Origin of the sequence: Mesorhizobium sp. M0189 (assembly GCF_040322135.1) — a bacterium.
Taxonomy (GTDB): domain Bacteria; phylum Pseudomonadota; class Alphaproteobacteria; order Rhizobiales; family Rhizobiaceae; genus Mesorhizobium.
In genome coordinates, this window is record NZ_JAMYSW010000018.1 from 78,430 (window position 1) to 94,832 (window position 16,403).

The following is a 16,403-nucleotide window of genomic DNA, read 5'->3' on the forward strand; positions in this document are numbered from 1 at the left end:
AAGAGGGAAAAGTCGGAAACGCGGGCGCTTGACGCGGCAATCCGAACCTTGCATTCCGGACACAGGCGCCGGGTATGACAAGAGCGTCGCCCGAATGGGGGAAGGTTGACAGAAATGGCTGGGGCGGCATTCAGGAAGCCGGGCGTCGAGATCACGCCGCTGTCCAGGGAAACCCTGCAGGACAGGGTTTACCGGCACGTTACCGAGTTGATCCTCGACGGCAGCATCGTTCCAGGTGAAATGGTGACGGTGCAGAGCCTCGCAGACGCTTTCGGCGTCAGCCCGATGCCGGTTCGCGAGGCTCTGAGGCGTCTGAGCGCGGCCAACGCCTTGATGGTGGTTTCGGGCCGTTCGATCGGTATCCCGGCATTAAGTCGTGCGCGGCTTATCGATCTCAGGAACGTCAGGTTCGAAATCGAGGCGATCGCCGCCGCATGGGCCGCAGAACGCATTGACGATCACGGCGTGATGCTGCTGGGCCAGCATCTGGAGGCACTCGAGCAGGCCAATGCCGCTGGCGACGTCAAATCCTATCTCAGGGCCAATTACGCCTTTCACTTTTCCATCTACCGGGCCGCGGGCTCGGAAAACATGCTCAGCATCATCGAGAACCTGTGGCTGCAGATCAGCCCCTATTTCAACATGCTGCACGATTCCGGAAACTATTCGACCGCCAACCAGCACCATCAGGAGATGTTTGCAGCGCTGCGAAACCGCAACGCGGAGGCGGTCCGGGCTGCGGTTCGCGCTGACATCGACGCGGCTTTCACTGTCCTGATCAAACTGCTGAAATAGTCGCAGGTCGCCAAGCCCGACATGGCAGGACGGTGATGCTCACCACGAACCGAACCGCCGAGCATCAGCGGGCATTTCCGGCGCCTTGCTGCGGTGATTCATCCAGAGGGGACGATCCAGCGCTCACAGGGCCGAGTTGGTCAGGGGTAGCGCTTGCCAGAGCCTACAAGCTCATCCTTGAATGCTGGCGTTGCGGTGTGACCGTCGGCACGGGTGAAGGCATGCCCGAGCGGCTTGTCAACAAGAACGGGAGACGGCAGTGTTCTGACGTTATCAATGAGCCGCGTTTCGCCGAGCCAGGCCGCTGCAAACAGGCGTGCCGGCCGATCCAGGCTTGCTATCGGTTGCAGATCTGCCTCGCCACGGAGTTCCAGGTACTCGACCTCGCGATAGCCCGCGGACAGGATCGCTGCGCGCGCTTCGGCAAGCGTTGGCAGGACGGGAGAGCCGTTCGAGAGCCCCGCCGCCGTATTGAGTAGGACCGATGCTAGCCTTGGGGCGACGGCGCGCTCTGCCGGCGAGAGCCGGACATTGCGCGATGACAAAGCGAGACCATCGGCTTCCCGGACTGTCGGACAGGGGACGACGGTGATCGGAATATCCAGGTCCCGGACCATGCGCCTGATAAGTTGAAGCTGCTGGAAGTCCTTCTCTCCGAAAAAGGCGAAATCAGCGCCGGTCTGCAGGAAGAGTTTTGCAACGACGGTCGCCACCCCATCGAAATGGCCGGGCCGGAACGCACCGCAAAGGCTTTCACTGACGCCCGACACGGACACGGTCGTGGCGAAGCCGTCAGGATACATCTCAGTCGCATCCGGAACATAAAGCAGGTGGGCGCCCAGCCGCGTGAGCTTTGCAGCGTCTTCGTCTTCCGTGCGGGGATAGGCGGCAAGATCCGCCGCACTGTTGAACTGCTTGGGATTGACGAACAGCGTCACGATCACGCGATCGGCCTTTTGAAGCGCAGAACGCACGAGACTCAAATGCCCTTCATGCAAGGCCCCCATCGTAGGCACCACGGCGATGTTGGCACCAGAACGGCGCCATCCCGCCACAACGGTACGAAGCCCGGCAATGGTGCGGACGATCGGCACGCTCACGCGGATTCTCCGGCCTGCGGCGCGTCGGCGGAGAGATGTTCGGCCGCCGGAAAGCGCCCTCCCCGCACATCAGCCGCATAAGCCGCAATGGCCGCTTCGGCCTCTGAGCCCAGTTCGGCATAGCGCTTGACGAATTTCGGACGAAAACCGGTGAACATGCCCAGAATATCGTCGACGACCAGAACCTGGCCGTCGCAGGCGGCGGAGGCGCCGATCCCGATGGTTGGAATCGTAACCTCCTCGGTTATTCTTCGTGCGAGCGGCTCGGCCACCTTTTCCAGCACAACGGAGAATGAGCCGGATTCGGCAACAGCAACAGCGTCCCGCAAAATCCTGTCGCCGTCTCGGCCCCTGCCCTGGACCTTGTAGCCGCCAAGCACATTGATCGCTTGCGGTGTCAGCCCGACATGGCTCATGACGGGGATGCCGCGGGCAATGAGAAAGCGGATCGTGTCAGCCATGCTCTCGCCGCCCTCCAGCTTGACCGCGGCGCATCCGGTCTCCGCCATCAGCCGGGCGGCGTTGCGAAAGGCCTGTTCGCAGCCCTCCTCATAGGAGCCGAACGGCATGTCGACGACCATCAGCGCCCGTTCAAGACCGCGGCGCACGGCCTTGCCGTGCATGATCATCATCTCCAGCGTAACTCCGAGGGTTGACGTCAGGCCATGAAGCACCATGCCGACGCTGTCGCCGACCAGGACCACGTCGCAATGCCTATCGGCGAGGCGCGCAACCGGCGTTGTATACGCTGTTAAGCAGACAATCGGCATCTTGTGCTTTCGGGCCGCAATGTCCGGCGGCGTCAGCGCCTTTGTTTCGACCGCCACACTCATCGGCACATTCCCTTGGGTCAAGTTCCAGCGGTGACGGTTTTGCATAGTTCTGTGCAGGTGCGAAGGCCAAAACCGCACTGCATCAGAAAAGTTTGTGCGTCGCGAAGCAGGCTCTCCGCAAAGCAAAGACAGAGGGCCAGCGTTTCTCTGCTTCGGTGATCCTGCGCGACAACCGTGTTGCTGATCGGCTGAGCAATCGGGCTCCGGCCGTTTTCAACTCGAACAGTTCAACTGCCGCACGGCGGTTCACGCCAGAAGCGACCTTGGTTGCAAGCCTACCCGAAATGCGTTGTGACGGAAGCATGCGCCCGCACTCCAGACACTACGATTTGAATCAAAATCGCTGGTTCGACTCAGTTCCGAAACAAGGTGCACGCTGGCGGTGTTGGCATCTTCCGCATATTAGCAATCCCTTGACTACCGTCAAAGCCGCTCCAGAATCAGGGGCATGGCTTGGGAAATTGCGGACATCAATATCGGCGATGAGGTGGCGATCACCGTGACGGTGCTGAAGCTCCTGGACGACGGAAGAGCTAGCGTCAGCATCCCCTCCTATGGTTTTCCGCATTCGATCCCTGCTCCTAAAAAGTCCAAACCAGGTGACGAGCTCCAGCTCACTGGCGAGGTCACGCGGGTCGACGAGGAAAATCGAAAGGTGACCGTGAAAGCTGGCGGGCTAATCACCGTCGATGCTGATACGATCATCGACTGGACGCCTGTCCGCCGCAAAAAGATGTCGCTCAGAGATGAGGCGGATTAGCGAACGCAGATCAAACCATCGATGCCGAAGACAAGTCCGCAAGGCCTGGCCGCCCTTGCTCTGGTGCGCGTGGCATCGAGGAGACCTGCCCGGCCGGCGTGCTGCCGATCGAGGAGGCTGTCTTCCTGCTCTTATGGCCAAGAGCCCATGCATGAGGGTGAGGCGCTTGCCAGGGCTATCATTGAAACAGTTGAACGGCTAACTGCTTGCGGAAAGGCAATCGGCCCCAGGTGGCGCACTGTACGAAAATTACCAACTTCGTTAGCCGGGAACAAGCACTCTACATCAAACGTTTTTTGCGCGAGAACTCTCCTCCGTTCTCCAGTCTGGCTGTAAAGGCCCGCTGCTCTGCACGGGCAGCGGGCCTGAGGGTTCGCACATGCCGCAGCGCCAGCGTACCAATCGCACCTGCCTTAGTCCTCATGATTTGGCTATTTGCCAGCGCGTTTTCGATCAGATTTGCGCAGACGAAGACCTCGACCCTTTAAGCCAACAGGGCAAAATCCTGGCGGAAACGGTAGTGGCGACTTTTCGAAATGCTTACACTGACGAGCGGGAACTGCTGAAGGCAGTCAGGTCTCATCGAGGAAATTGAGCGGCAAAATTTCACCCGACCGACAAGGTCGGGCTTGACCCATTCGGCCTTGTCCCCGGAGCAGGCCCGGAAGCTAACGAGGCCCTAACTGCCAACAAGATAGGCGTCACCGATTGCGGCGTCGCTGTGTTGACGGTCGTTTTGCGCCCTCATCATTCCGCTCTTGCATAGCAGTCCCAGTCTTCAGCCGCTGTTCCCGTAGTCTGGCCGTTTTTGCGTCCCGTGCCGTACGCTCAGTGCGGTCCTTGCTTTCCTGATGAGCAGCCATGCTTCACCTACGTTTTTTGCTGGTGCCCAAACCTTCGTCAAAACCCGCTGTTCCACTCCGGATCCTACCTCAGGGCTAACTACGCCTTTCATTTCTCCATCTATCGAGCCGCGGGCTCGGAAAACATGCTCAACATCATCGAGAACCTGTGGCTGCAGATCAGTCCCTATTTCAACATGCTGCACGATTCCGGAAACTATTCGACCGCCAACCAGCACCATCAGCACATGTTTGCAGCGCTGCGAGACCGTAACGCGGAAGCGGTCCGCGCCGCGGTTCGCGCTGACATCGACGCGGCTTTCACAGTGCTGATCAAACTGCTGAAGTAACATTCAGGTCGCCGTAAGCGACATGCCGCCTCCATTGCTGATCAGACTTCCAGTTCTTTTTCCGCCCACTCCGCGAACTTTTCCAACTTGTCGAGCAAGCTCTCCGCTTCGGGTAATGATTTTGCCCTGATTCCGTATTGAGTTTCGTCCTTCTCATCGAGGATGCTCCGCAACCTGCTGGCCTGCGCTGCAGGAAGGCGATTTCCAAGCGCGTCGCATGGTTTTCACCACGGCCGCATGATCCGCGCGGTTGATCTTTCCTGCAAATCGGGCAGTGAGCGCATCGGCGTATGCTATTGCCGCATTCACGATCTGCGACATAGCCGGATTTCCGATGTCACCCGTTCCGGACATTGCCACCTCTAAACGGGCAGCCTTCAAATATGAGCGGGCGATGCGCAATCGCCCCTCGCCAAAGCCTGTCTCGACTGCTTTCGTCGCACCTCTTCTGGTCATGCCAACGCCTGCCGGCGAGTTTTTGTTGCGAGTTCGTCCGGGCGTGAACCCAAGACGAGCAGGGCATTGGCTTCGACCCCGCCCCACCACGGGTCTCGCGTGCTCGACAGCCTTGCCACATCCTCCGGAGTGAGTCCCACGACCGAGGGATTGAAGCCAAGCTTTTGACCTTGGGTCACCAGTGCCTCACGGATTTCTTGGAGCGCGCTATCTAGCTTTTCGGATGGCGTAACCACTGCGATGTCGAGATCGCTGTCTGGACGGTCCTCGCCCCTCGCTACGCTGCCGTAAATCCAGGCCGCGAGTACTTTCGGCCGAACTGCGGAGACCGCCTCAGTGATTACGGCGCGAATATTGGAATACCGAAGCGCCTCCTGCTCGAAGAGAGCTTCCAGTGATGTCGCCAGCGGATGGCGATCATTCAACCGGTAAAGACGAGCCCTGCCCGTTCCCTCCGAAGATACGATGCCAATCCCTTCCAAGGTTGCGAGAGCAGACCACACGCTTGCCCTTGCAAGCCCGCTACGAGTCGCAAGCAATGGAGAAGAAAGCAAGCCGCCGTGGCGCGACAATTCCCGGAGCAATCTTACGCTTGCTTCGGTGCCGAGCATAATGGTGAGTGGATAGCGCAAAGCGCTTTGAGCGGTCGAGCGTGCCATGCGCAAGTTCCTTCTGCTGTGGACTCATAGCACATCAAATCGTCGGATATCAAATCGGATGTTTTGTTTTCTAAACGAACGTCCTGTTGTCTGAATCCTGGGCGGTTGCTGCGCCACGTTTGCATCTGGACCTGATGCTGGTCGCCGTCGGCCATCTGTTCAGAGGATATCGGCGGCTTGGGCAACCCGCTCCAAGTGTAGATAGTGTTCCGCGACCTGCACGGGCTCCTCAAAACTGGTCTTGCATGCGCACCTCCCGAGTCTCGAACACGACTCAATCCTCGGTCATGTGACAGGTTCCTGCCATGTCTGATCATATTCTGCCCGGTCAAAAGAAGCCCAAGCTAATCGTCGTAGTGGCGTTCGATCGTGGCGAGGACGGCGAACTGTTTCCCGCCTTTGGTCCCGCCGATCAGCAAAGCGAGGAACGCGCAATCCGCACCGGTCAGGCGCTCGCAGGGAAGCACGTTGGCGTAATCGCATGGAGCCGCGACGCCGACCCGGCTATTGGCGACTATGGCCCGCCGACCGTGCTATTCACCTGCGGTGACGTGCCGGATATGGAGTAAATTCAGCCCCGAGATTCCATTTCGCGGCGTTCGGAGAACTCCCCTTCACTGCCCTTCACTGGGTATTTTGTGAATCATTTATTGGGTAACGCCGCTCTTGGCGATGCGCTCTTCGAAACTCGGGGCCGGCCCGACGTGCTGAAGCACTGGCCAGCGTCCATCGCGGCGGCAGCTTCTGGGCTAAGCGGATGCCTTCTGTTACTTGCGGACGTTTGATGTGGCGCAAAGGATCAGCAGAAGCTAACATATCTTGTTCTTGGAGGCTGTCGTGCGTACGAAACGTTTCAGAAAGCCCGTCATCATTCAACCCGGCCGGATCGATCGCGACAGAGTTGTTGCGTCGGTATCCGACGCGGCCGAAGTTCTGCTGAAGGATTGGCCGAGGCCGGAGGGCAAGTCGCGGCGCGCCGCAATCGAAGCATGCCTTGCCGTAATCCGTGGAGAAAAACCACCAAGGATAGCACGCCAGGCGTTCATCGCTGCTGCCAAGGAGGCCAGGATATTGCTCGGGGAAGAAATTTAGGCTTACCCAGCACCCGTATGGCCATGCCCTTGAAGCACGGAGCGCTGCTGGATTCAGCGGCTTTGTTGCTTTGTGGCATCGAGCAGAGCTTGATGTATGGATGTAGTGCGATTTTATCGACATGATTTGATTATCTGTCGAGGGCGACGATGTATCAGCTCGACTTGTCGATCGCACATTGATCGACCTCTCCTGCCCCCGCCAGGATACGAGGACGTGAAGACGCAAGCAGTGCTGAAGCTTGTGTTGTGGCGTGAGCGGCGCTTACTGAACTGCGAAGCCAGGCAGCTCATTCCCAGCCACGCCACCTGGACCATCTAGACCTGATGGCATGGCCCGAATTCGTGCACTGTCAGGCTTTGGCCTTGCGCTTTGCTGGTGCTTTCTTTGGCGGCGTTTTGGCAACCGCCCTGCGGCCGAGACCGGCAGCTTTGGCCAGCGCAGACCGCTGAGCCGCATAGCTTGGCGCTACCATAGGATAGTCCCGCGCCAAACCCCACTTGGCTCTGTACTCATCAGGTGTCATGCCAAGCAAGCCCAGGTGGCGCTTCATCGACTTGAACTTGCGCCCGTTCTCAAGGCTTATAATGTATTCGGGAAAGATCGACTTCTTAGGATTTGCCGCGGGCGTAAGTATTGGCGATGGTGCAGCGACCGGCTCATCCAGGCCAGACAACGCAGAATTAACACTGGCGATCAAATTCGGCAGATCCGCCACGGGCGTTGCGTTGCTCTGGACATAGGCTGCGACGATATCTGCTGTCATCCCTAGCAGGCTGTTGAAAAAGTGGCTCGCAGCGAGGACGTGAGCGTGATTCAGTGTCTCCGGAGAGATTCGGAGAACGAGGCATGCGCGGTGGAGACGAACGGTCTGGCGAACTGTTCAGTTATGTTGATCTCGAGGCTCGGGTGCGGCGCGATCATCCGTTGCGGCGCATTCGGGCGATTGTGAACGAGGCGCTGGCGGCGTTGGAGCGGGGCTTGGCGGCGCTGTATTCGCCGATGGGGCGGCCTTCGATCCCGCCGGAAAAGCTGCTGCGAGCGATGCTGCTACAGGCGTTCTACTCAATCCGCTCGGAGCGGCTTTTGATGGAACGGCTGGAATACGACCTTCTGTTCCGCTGGTTCGTCGGCATCGGCGTCGATGACGCGGCCTGGGACCATTCGGTGTTCTCCAAGAACCGCGACCGGCTGCTGGAGGGCGACATCGCCGCAAAGTTCCTGAGCGCGGTGCTGACGCAGCCCAAGGTCAAGAGGCTTCTGTCAACGGATCACTTCTCGGTCGACGGGACGCTGATCGAGGCCTGGGCGTCGATGAAGAGCGTCAAGCCGAAGGACGGCTCGGGCGAGCCGCCGGCTGAAGGGGGCGGGCGAAACGCGGAAGCGGACTTCCATGGCCACAAGCGCTCGAACGACACACATGCCTCGACCACCGATCCGGATGCCCGGCTCTATCGCAAGGGCAAAGGCAAGGAGGCCAAGCTGTGCTTCATGGGACATGGCTTGATGGAGAACCGCCACGGCCTGCTGGTCGACGCCTGCCTGACACTGGCCGACGGACATGCTGAGCGGGTGGCCGCACTGCACATGATCGAACCTCGAGCGGAGCGGCCACAGGCGATCACGCTCGGCGCCGACAAGGCCTACGACGCGGAAGACTTCGTCAATGAGCTGCGCTCGATGAGGGTGACGCCGCATGTAGCGCAGAACAAAGCTCATGGCGGAGACCGGCTGATGGCCAAGGTCAGGGCCACCGCCGGTCGGTGGCCACCACCCAGGGTGGTTTTGATCCCAACGAGACGAGGCGCTTTTTAAGACACTGCGGCTCTGTCTGGCGAGCGCCCACGAGGCTTTGAAGCGTGAGGTCGACCGACGGCATGGGGTGTATGAAGCACCCGACGCCTTCACCCCCTACCTCTGAAAATGCCCCAACTCGTTCTCATTCAGATAGTCCACCGTCATCACCCGCGCGCGAATGCCGCCGGGGGAACCGACGAACTTCACCGATGACAGCGAGCCGGTCGGCGCGTTCTCTCCGCGGGGCGTGAGGGCGTAGGTGTCGCCGTCCCAGTGCTCGAGCGTGAACTGCATGGGCTTGGGGCCGAGTTCGAGCATCAGCTTGTCGCCATCGGCCCGCACGGTGGCGGTGTCGAAATAGTTGCTCGTATATTGGCCCTCGTAGAAGGATGGACTGCGCGCCTTGGCGGGGTTCGTCGGCTTGACCTTGCCGGCGAGGTCGCCCACCGGCTTGTAGTAGCCCATGAACCGCGGCTTCATGTAGGGATACCAGTCGCGGGTGATCTGGCCATATTGCACGATGTCCATGAAGCTGGCGGCGACCGCCTCGGCGGCGCCGACGGGGGAGCCGTTGGTGAGCACGACGATGCCGACGTCGGCCGAGGGCAAGATCTGGAAGGTGGTGCCGGCGCCGAGCAGGAAGCCGCCGGAATGGCCCATGGTGGTGCGCCCATTGGCGTTCACCCCCACATTGAAGCCATAGCCATAGGAGCTGGCCCGCGTATCGGGCGTCTCGCCGCGGTAGGCCACGCTCTGCGGTGTGATGGCGGGCTGCAGGATCTTCGGGTCGATCATGGGCTGGCCGTTATAGGTGCCGTCGCCAAGCAGCAGGATCATCCACTTGGCAAGATCCTGGACGCTGGAGGAGACGCCGCCCGCCGGCGCCTGCTGGTCGGGATCGCGGTCATAGAGCGGCTCGAACACATTCTCCGCCACGCGCGCATGCAGCAGGGCGCGGTTCTTGCCGGCGGCCATGAAGTCCTCGTGCCGATAGCTGCTCGAGCGCATACCGAGCGGATCGAACAACAGGCTCTTGGCCAGCGGCTCCCAAGGCTGTTTCTCGGCGTGGGCCACTGCCTCGGCGCCGATCGTCGTGCCGAAATTGGCGTAGTGATAGGAGATGCGGAAGGGATCGAGCGGCACCATCCACAGGCCGCCGACGATCTGCTTGCGCTGGAAGCCGAGATCCTCGAGCTCATCGCCCGCCGCCATTGGCAGGCCCGAGCGATGGGCGAAGAAATCGCCGATGGTGGCGTTGCCCGAGACATAGTCGAGATTGAGGCGGAAGCCGTCCCAGACCTTGCCGACCGCGGTATCCCAGTCGAAGCTGTGGTCCTTCGTCATGGCGATGGCGGCCACCGTGGCCGAGATCGATTTCGACACCGAGGCGACCTGGAAAATGGTAGTGCTGCTGACCCTAGAAGTGTCGTCCCGGTTGTCGCGAAGGCCATAGCCTTCGTCAAAGATCATTTTGCCGCCCTGCACCACCGCCACGGCGAAGCCGGGAACGTCGGATGCTTCCTTGACTTTCTTGACGATGTCCGACAGGGCGGCCACAGCCTTCTCGACACCGCCGGGATACAGCTGCATAGCATCCTGCGGCGGCGACGGCCCAAGCTCCGGCACGTAGGACTGCGCGGCTGCCATTGCGGGCAGCATGGTAACGAGGGAAAGTACCAGGAGAGCAGCGGCCTTCTTCATTGCATGTCCTCAAACTTGCACCGGCAGATGATCGGACCATACGCGGCAAGATGAAAGATGGTTACGGTTATTTTCTACTGATATGTTTAAGTCCAAAGATCAGACAAAGACGGCGGCTGCGCGCATGTGATTTCGGGACCTGGCGAAGTATCCGCGTTACCTACCCGGGCGGCAATTGGATGGGACTGCGCGGGAGAACGTCAAGTTCCAAGGCCGGGCGGCAAATGGCATCCAATCAGGAGTTGTTCGCCAACGGGCTGGCGGCAAACCAGAAAGTCATCGAAGCCAATTATATGGCCCATCGCGAGGCCCTATGGCCTGCTGCATGGGGTCCGATGGCCGAGGGGCCGGGACGCTTCGTCTTCACCGATCTTGCCTGCGGCAGGGGGCCCGTTTGCTGTCCGTCCGGTTATTGCCGCGGGACCAGTTAAAGCCGCCATTCGGCTCACGACCTCTTCTCGGAAATACGTGGCAAGTTCACATCCCGCGGAAGCCGACATTGAACTGCCTCTCCGTTTACACGTTTGGCAAATGTTGCGAATGGAGGGAGTTGCATGTTTGAAGGTTTCTCGCTGGAGCAGATCAAACTTCCGGAAGCGACGCTCAGAGTGCGGGTTGGTGGAAGGGGCCCACCGCTTCTGATGCTGCACGGTCATCCTCGCACCCATGCCACTTGGCATCGCGTGGCGCCGATTTTGGCTGAGGAATACACCGTAATTTGCCTGATCTTCGCGGTTTCGGCCAAGCCCTTTGACATGCCTGACCATTCGGGCTCGTCTAAAAGGTCCAATGCCCGCGATTGCTTAGCCCTTATGTACTATCTGGGCTTCGATCGCTTCGGACTTGCGGGTCAGGACCGTGGGGCGTACACCGCATTTCGGACAGCAATGGATCATCCGGCATCCGTCAGCCGGCAAGCCATTCCGATCGGCATGCGCTGGCGCGATGTGACGCTCGGTTCGCATCGGCTTGGTGGCATTGGTTCTTCTTCGCTCAGCCTGAAAAGCCGGAGCAGGCTATCCTTGCCAATCCAGACGCATGATACGGCGGTGATCCCGCGGAGATGGGCGCGGAGGCTTACGCTGATTTCTCGCCTCGATCCACGATCCGGCGACGGTCCACGGCGTGATCGAGGACTACAGGGCCGGGTTAGGCATAGACCGACAACATGACGAGGACGACCGAGCCGCAGGCCACGAGCCGGTCTCGGAATCCACCTCGATATGGCAGATATGGGTGGCGAAGGAGACGCCGGCGCCGTGGGCGACGAGCTCACTGTGGCCGGCGATCGGTCCGCCGGTCTCCCCGACGCGGCGTCCTCCAGCGACAGCGGCGAAAGGTTGCCGTGCGTCGCGCCCCTGGCGATCGCGTGGCCCTTTTCCCAGGCCAGGTCGTCGACCGGGATGTCCCACGTCTGCGTGGCGCGGTCCCGCAGGATCTTGATGGCGCTGCGGGCGGCGGAGATCGCCGCCATCGAAGATGAGAAGGCGCCGCGGCTGCCGTCCGTCATATCGTTGTAGCCGAGGCTGGAGGTATCGGCGACCACCGCCTTGACCTGCTCATAGGGGATACCGAGTTCCTCCGCCGCCACCAGCGAAATCGAGGCGCGAGCCGCCGATGTTGCGGGCGACGTTGATCAGCGCTGACGCCTGATTGGTCTTTGCGCAGGGAGACCGACGTAAGCCGCGGTCGAAATAGGGATGATCAGGAACGCAGTCCGATCATCAGGAAGACGCGCCCGAAAGGCAAAAAGTAGTAGCTGGCGTCGGGGTGAGCGACGTCATATGCCATAGGGCGAACGTAGCCACCCACATACCCGCAGCATGGCGATGCCGCCCGGCATTATCGAGAGGCCCGACAGCGTCCCCTGTGTAGGCCAATGCCGTTTGTTGCAGCTGTGGCATGATCTGCGTTGTGCTGAACATGACGGCGCCGACTGCCATCATAACCAAGAAACATGCACCAAATTGGCGAGTGAACAGCAGGCGTATTTCGACGGTCGGATCGCCGCGGCCAATATCCCAGAAATGACTGCAAACGTCGTGATGAAGCTCGACACGAACCAGCCGTTGCGTTGGCCTTGGTCAAGGAGGATTACCGCTCTGCAATTCCAGTCGTCTTTAGTATCACGGCGGCTCGCCCGAGCTCATCAACGACGCGGTCCGGTTTGGTTGGAGTCACGGGAACAAACATCGCACGTGGGAGTTGGGGCGGTCTGTTCGTATTGAGACTTTCATAATCTTGGGAGGGGATATGTCACGTGTCTTCAACCTTGGCTTGCCGGCGCTGCTTGGCGCCGCCGCGGTCACGCTTACCGCTGCTTCCGATCCTCTGCCGCCAGATCTGACCTATCGTCCATTGCCAAGCCTGCCCTTTTCTGCGGTGAAGGAGAATGACGAAGCGCAAAAACCCGCCGTGATCGAGCGGCAGCGCAAGTTGCTCGAAAGCCGTTACAACCTGGCGGACCGGCCGATGCGGGGCGTCATGATGTCGGGCGGCCGGAAAGTGGTGCAGGAGGGCGTCAGGGTCAAACTCCCGGCAGGCGAGACCTGGGACAGCCTGGCCGCCAAGACTCCCCAAGAAATCCGCGACCGTGGTTTGTTGCCGAACGGCTTCCTGCCGCTGCCGCACGTCAAGCAGGCGACCGGAGGCCAGGTCTTTCCGGAAAACCAGATCAGAGAGATCGGCGCCGATGAAGGGCGCGATCTGCGGCGCTTCGACGTCGATTTCGACCTGCCCGACTATCTTACGCCGGAATTTCCACCTCCGATATTCCTCACCACGCATCCCGAACTGGGGGATGTGTCGCGCGGTGATCTGCTGACGATCCGCAACTTCTACGAATATATGAACGGCATCATCACACCCGTACAAATGGAAGGACTGCGTCTGCTGCTGACGCCCTTCCCGCAGGAGGAATTCAATCAGACCGAGGACAGAAAGGTCGCGATGCAAAGCATGGGTGTGGCATGCCTCGACTGCCATGCGAATTTCCATACCAACGCAGCCTTTCACCTGACGCCGGACGTCCGGCCACAAGCCGAGCGCTTTCGGCTCGACACAACCAGCCTACGCGGCCTGTTCAATCAGCAGATTCATGGCTCCAAGCGCTCGCTGCGCTCAGTCGAGGACTTCACGGAATTCGAGCAGCGCACCGCCTACTTCAACGGCGATCACGTGAGCGCCACCCGCAAAGGGGTGAATCTGCCCGACCGCACGAACCAGGTGGCGATGATGGCGCAGATGCAGAATATCATCGATTTTCCGCCGGCGCCGAAGCTCGACCCGTTCGGGCGGCTTGACCCGGCCACCGCAAGTGCGCAGGAGCTCAAGGGCGAGCAGGTGTTCATGGGCAAGGGCCGCTGCGCCGAGTGTCATGTTCCAGGGTTGTCATTCATGGACAACAACATGCACGACCTGAAGCTCGAGCGGTTCTACAAGATCGGCGAGACCTTCAACGACCAGGTCGCCATACCGGATGGGCCGATAAAGACCTTCACACTGCGCGGGATCAAGGATTCTCCGCCCTATCTGCATGACGGCCGCCTAATGACGCTTGGCGATACCGTTGAGTTCTTCAACTTGGTGCTCGGAACGAAGCTTGACCAGCCGGAAAAGGATTCACTCGTGGCTTACCTGCTCACTCTCTGAACGAGCGAAAGAGCCGCTGCCGGGGGCCCGCCTTCGGCGCGGAATGGAGGACACTCATGCGTGCTGCCGCAATCACCTTCGCCGTGGGGCTGTCGCCTTGTTGTGCGATGGCGCAGATCGGCAATCCGGCCGGCCTTGCTCCCGACACGAGGATGGAGAAGCCCGGAGTTCCAGCGCCGAACCAGACGAATTATCAGGATCGGCTTTTCGCCCAGCTGGTCACGGCTGGCGGCAGGGCCGAGGTGGAACTGGGTCGGCTCGCGGCCGAAAAGACAAGCCATGATGGGGTGAGCGCATTTGCAAATCGAATGGTCGAAGATCACGACGAGGCAAATAAACAGCTGAAATCCGTCGCGGACAAGAGCGAGATTCCGCTTCCCGAAGAGCTCGACCCTGATCATAAGAAAATCCGCGCTGATCTCGAAAAGCAGGACGGCGTCGCGTTCGATCTTGCTTATCTGGCGGCGCAGATCCTCGACCACCAGAAAACAGCGCAGCTTCTGGCTTGGGAGATTGGCTCCGGCGAAGATCCAGAGCTCCAGCACTTCGCCTCAGACAACCTACCAAAGGTGCTCGAGCACCTCGATATGGCGCGCACGCTGCACGCGGAACTGGCGGGACAAGCCTTGCTCGCAGCGGAAGCGCAAAAGAGCAAATAAACTGCCGGCCACATCTGCAACGTGAACAGTGCTTACGATTGCACGCGAGCCGCCAAACGCGTCAATCTTAGCTGTTGTGGCCATTCGGCGAGCTCCGCCTGTCAAACGGCCCTTTAATTGCGGGTGGTTGTCAATCCGGATCTCGCACTGCCATCGCCGGGGTCATGGTCCTTTCCGAGGTCGAGTGCCTCATGATGATGTTCGGGTCGGGCGCCTCAACGTTTCCAACGAGATGCAGATGAACTGCTGTCAGCCGTTTGACCGAGGTCGCCGCAACCACCGTCCCGGCGGGGGACATCACGAGTTCCGCAAAGGGCCCGCGATTGGGATCGAGTGCGGATCTGTTACGCCATCTTTTCGCTGCCCCACTCGAAGCTGGTGCCGTCGACCCAAATGCAATGAAGCAGAACCGCGATCTTCCGTGCGACCGCCACCTTTGCCTTCTTCAAGCCGATCCGCCTCGACAGACGCATCCCCCAGGCTTTCAGCGTGGACCATTTCTTCGTCCGGTGCAGGAGGACACTGGCTGCTTCGTAGAGATAGGTTCGCAACAGTCGATCGCCCCAGCGTGAGACGCGGCCATTGATATCCGTTTCGCCGTCGTCTTCACGAGCGAGATGCCGGACTTGCCGATCGAGCTTCTCCTGTTCACAGCAGACCTGCTCGTGGACAGATAGAAGGGCCTGAACCAACGACCGAAGCGGATGCCCGTCAGCAACCAGCTCCCAAACCTTTCGCCGGAACTGTGACCCAATCGATCGACTGAACTGCAGCCCGTATTCCTTCAGCATGGACCGTGTCTGGTTTTCGAGATCGCGCCGGATCTCAACAAGTCTTGACCGTGCGACGAGCATGGATCTGGTGGCCTGACTCTCCGCGCTTTTGACCTTCACTTCCCGATACCAACCGACGTGAACCAGCTCGGCCAGGCCGCGGGCATCGTTCTCATCACTTTTGTTCATTCGAACTGAAAGTGCCGCCTTCGCATGCCGAGCATCAATGCAGACGACCGGCAATCCGACCCGCTTGAGCTCATGCCAGAGCCAGCTGGACATGGCCCGTCTCGAATCGGATGCGCTCGGCGTGAGGTGCCCGTTTGCGGAGCAACTCGGTCAGTGCTCCCGGATCGGACTTCACCTTCCCTTGGAAGATAGGCCTTCCAGCATCATCGTCGACGCAAACGCTGGTCTCTCGCTGCGACACATCCAATCCGACATTGCTTCAGCCTTAGGATGGCTGGCGTATATTAGAAGCCTCTTGAAGAAGACACTGCCCGCACCAGAATCCATGGCATGGCTCGGGGAATAGGCATTGGTGACCAAGTGGCGATTACTGCCACGGTTCGAAGGCGGATAACAGAGGACCGCGTAAGCGTCTCTATCCCAGGTTACGAGTTCCCACATTCCATCATCGACCACACCAAGGTGAACCGAGGCCAGCAAATTGACCTGAAAGGCGAGGTCACGCGCATCGACGAGGACACCGACGGCCGCCAAAACGACCAAAGGCACTTGTCGATGCCCCGGATTAGAACCGACAACATCGCCACAGGCTATAAGGGCAGGCCGCATGACGGGCCGGTAGAGGACGAATCGAAGCACTTTATCTACTGCCCAGTCTGCGGCCAAACGTTCGACGCGCGCGATCTTGGACAGGTGTTCCACCACGCTGAGCCGCAGCACGAGCCGCTTCCGGTCGAGCAATAGTC

Annotated in this window: 15 protein-coding genes and 4 pseudogenes; 8 read left to right on the top strand and 11 right to left on the bottom strand. The window is 60.0% G+C overall.

The genetic code is table 11. The features are described 5' to 3' along the window. Positions 1-114: 114 nt before the first annotated feature. Positions 115-795, top strand: coding sequence for a GntR family transcriptional regulator (locus tag NKJ09_RS26415; RefSeq protein WP_352484666.1), 681 nt, complete (start codon positions 115-117; stop codon positions 793-795). Positions 796-935: 140 nt separating this feature from the next. Here the strand turns inward: NKJ09_RS26415 and panC are convergent, their stop codons facing one another. Then, on the bottom strand, positions 936-1,895 hold the full coding sequence (gene panC / locus NKJ09_RS26420; RefSeq protein WP_352494305.1) for a pantoate--beta-alanine ligase: 960 nt from the start codon (positions 1,893-1,895) through the stop codon (positions 936-938). Next, positions 1,892-2,728, bottom strand: coding sequence for a 3-methyl-2-oxobutanoate hydroxymethyltransferase (gene panB, locus NKJ09_RS26425; protein ID WP_352484667.1), 837 nt, complete (start codon positions 2,726-2,728; stop codon positions 1,892-1,894). The genes panC and panB overlap by 4 nt, the downstream gene beginning before the upstream one ends. 448 nt (positions 2,729-3,176) lie before the next feature. On the opposite strand from panB, the gene NKJ09_RS26430 reads away from it, so the two are divergent. Beyond that, entirely contained in the window at positions 3,177-3,488 is a 312-nt protein-coding gene (locus tag NKJ09_RS26430; RefSeq protein ID WP_023722276.1) for a hypothetical protein, read from the top strand. 817 nt (positions 3,489-4,305) lie between these two features. Continuing rightward, complete coding sequence (locus NKJ09_RS26435; protein WP_352494394.1) at positions 4,306-4,680, top strand: FCD domain-containing protein; 375 nt, start codon at positions 4,306-4,308, stop codon at positions 4,678-4,680. A 153-nt stretch (positions 4,681-4,833) separates the two neighbouring features. On the opposite strand, the gene NKJ09_RS26440 is transcribed toward NKJ09_RS26435, so the two are convergent. After that, positions 4,834-5,136, bottom strand: coding sequence for a hypothetical protein (locus NKJ09_RS26440; RefSeq protein WP_352484671.1), 303 nt, complete (start codon positions 5,134-5,136; stop codon positions 4,834-4,836). Further along, entirely contained in the window at positions 5,133-5,795 is a 663-nt protein-coding gene (locus NKJ09_RS26445; protein WP_352484673.1) for a nucleotidyltransferase domain-containing protein, read from the bottom strand. The genes NKJ09_RS26440 and NKJ09_RS26445 overlap by 4 nt, the downstream gene beginning before the upstream one ends. 305 nt (positions 5,796-6,100) lie before the next feature. Here NKJ09_RS26445 and NKJ09_RS26450 point away from each other — a divergent pair, with 305 nt between their 5' ends. Further along, entirely contained in the window at positions 6,101-6,364 is a 264-nt protein-coding gene (locus NKJ09_RS26450) for a hypothetical protein (RefSeq protein ID WP_023722282.1), read from the top strand. A gap of 55 nt (positions 6,365-6,419) precedes the next feature. Here the strand turns inward: NKJ09_RS26450 and NKJ09_RS32535 are convergent, their stop codons facing one another. Continuing rightward, positions 6,420-7,010, bottom strand: a complete 591-nt coding sequence (locus NKJ09_RS32535; RefSeq protein WP_502901350.1) for a hypothetical protein — start codon at positions 7,008-7,010, stop codon at positions 6,420-6,422. Positions 7,011-7,239: 229 nt separating this feature from the next. Further along, on the bottom strand, positions 7,240-7,653 hold the full coding sequence (locus NKJ09_RS26460; RefSeq protein ID WP_023722284.1) for a Ros/MucR family transcriptional regulator: 414 nt from the start codon (positions 7,651-7,653) through the stop codon (positions 7,240-7,242). Positions 7,654-7,736: 83 nt separating this feature from the next. On the opposite strand from NKJ09_RS26460, the pseudogene NKJ09_RS26465 reads away from it, so the two are divergent. Beyond that, positions 7,737-8,597: pseudogene (locus NKJ09_RS26465) on the top strand (IS5 family transposase); the annotation flags it as partial. 201 nt (positions 8,598-8,798) lie between these two features. On the opposite strand, the gene NKJ09_RS26470 reads toward NKJ09_RS26465, so the two are convergent. Continuing rightward, positions 8,799-10,385: a serine hydrolase gene (locus NKJ09_RS26470; protein WP_352494307.1), complete on the bottom strand. Its 1,587-nt coding sequence runs from the start codon at positions 10,383-10,385 to the stop codon at positions 8,799-8,801. Positions 10,386-10,939: 554 nt separating this feature from the next. Here NKJ09_RS26470 and NKJ09_RS26475 point away from each other — a divergent pair. After that, positions 10,940-11,557 carry an alpha/beta fold hydrolase gene (locus NKJ09_RS26475; protein ID WP_352484676.1) on the top strand — a complete coding sequence of 206 codons (618 nt, stop codon included), beginning with the start codon at positions 10,940-10,942 and terminating at the stop codon, positions 11,555-11,557. Positions 11,558-11,581: 24 nt separating this feature from the next. Here NKJ09_RS26475 and NKJ09_RS26480 read toward each other — a convergent pair. Both NKJ09_RS26480 and NKJ09_RS32540 read right to left on the bottom strand, forming a co-directional pair. After that, positions 11,582-11,997: pseudogene (locus NKJ09_RS26480) on the bottom strand (molybdopterin cofactor-binding domain-containing protein); the annotation flags it as partial. Continuing rightward, positions 11,993-12,409 (bottom strand): annotated as a pseudogene (locus NKJ09_RS32540) (DHA2 family efflux MFS transporter permease subunit); the annotation flags it as partial. The pseudogenes NKJ09_RS32540 and NKJ09_RS26480, both read right to left, overlap by 5 nt. 229 nt (positions 12,410-12,638) lie before the next feature. Between NKJ09_RS32540 and NKJ09_RS26485 the strand changes: the two are divergent. Together NKJ09_RS26485 and NKJ09_RS26490 are read left to right on the top strand one after the other, a co-directional pair. After that, positions 12,639-14,036, top strand: a complete 1,398-nt coding sequence (locus NKJ09_RS26485) for a cytochrome b6 (protein WP_023718734.1) — start codon at positions 12,639-12,641, stop codon at positions 14,034-14,036. Positions 14,037-14,092: 56 nt separating this feature from the next. Then, positions 14,093-14,695, top strand: a complete 603-nt coding sequence (locus NKJ09_RS26490; RefSeq protein ID WP_031193942.1) for a DUF4142 domain-containing protein — start codon at positions 14,093-14,095, stop codon at positions 14,693-14,695. A gap of 344 nt (positions 14,696-15,039) precedes the next feature. On the opposite strand, the pseudogene NKJ09_RS26495 reads toward NKJ09_RS26490, so the two are convergent. Together NKJ09_RS26495 and NKJ09_RS26500 are read right to left on the bottom strand one after the other, a co-directional pair. Beyond that, positions 15,040-15,904 (bottom strand): annotated as a pseudogene (locus NKJ09_RS26495) (IS110 family transposase). Then, positions 15,829-16,403, bottom strand: a 575-nt coding sequence (locus NKJ09_RS26500) for a hypothetical protein (protein WP_352764094.1), incomplete at its 5' end; no start/stop codon positions are given. The gene NKJ09_RS26500 and the pseudogene NKJ09_RS26495, both read right to left, overlap by 76 nt.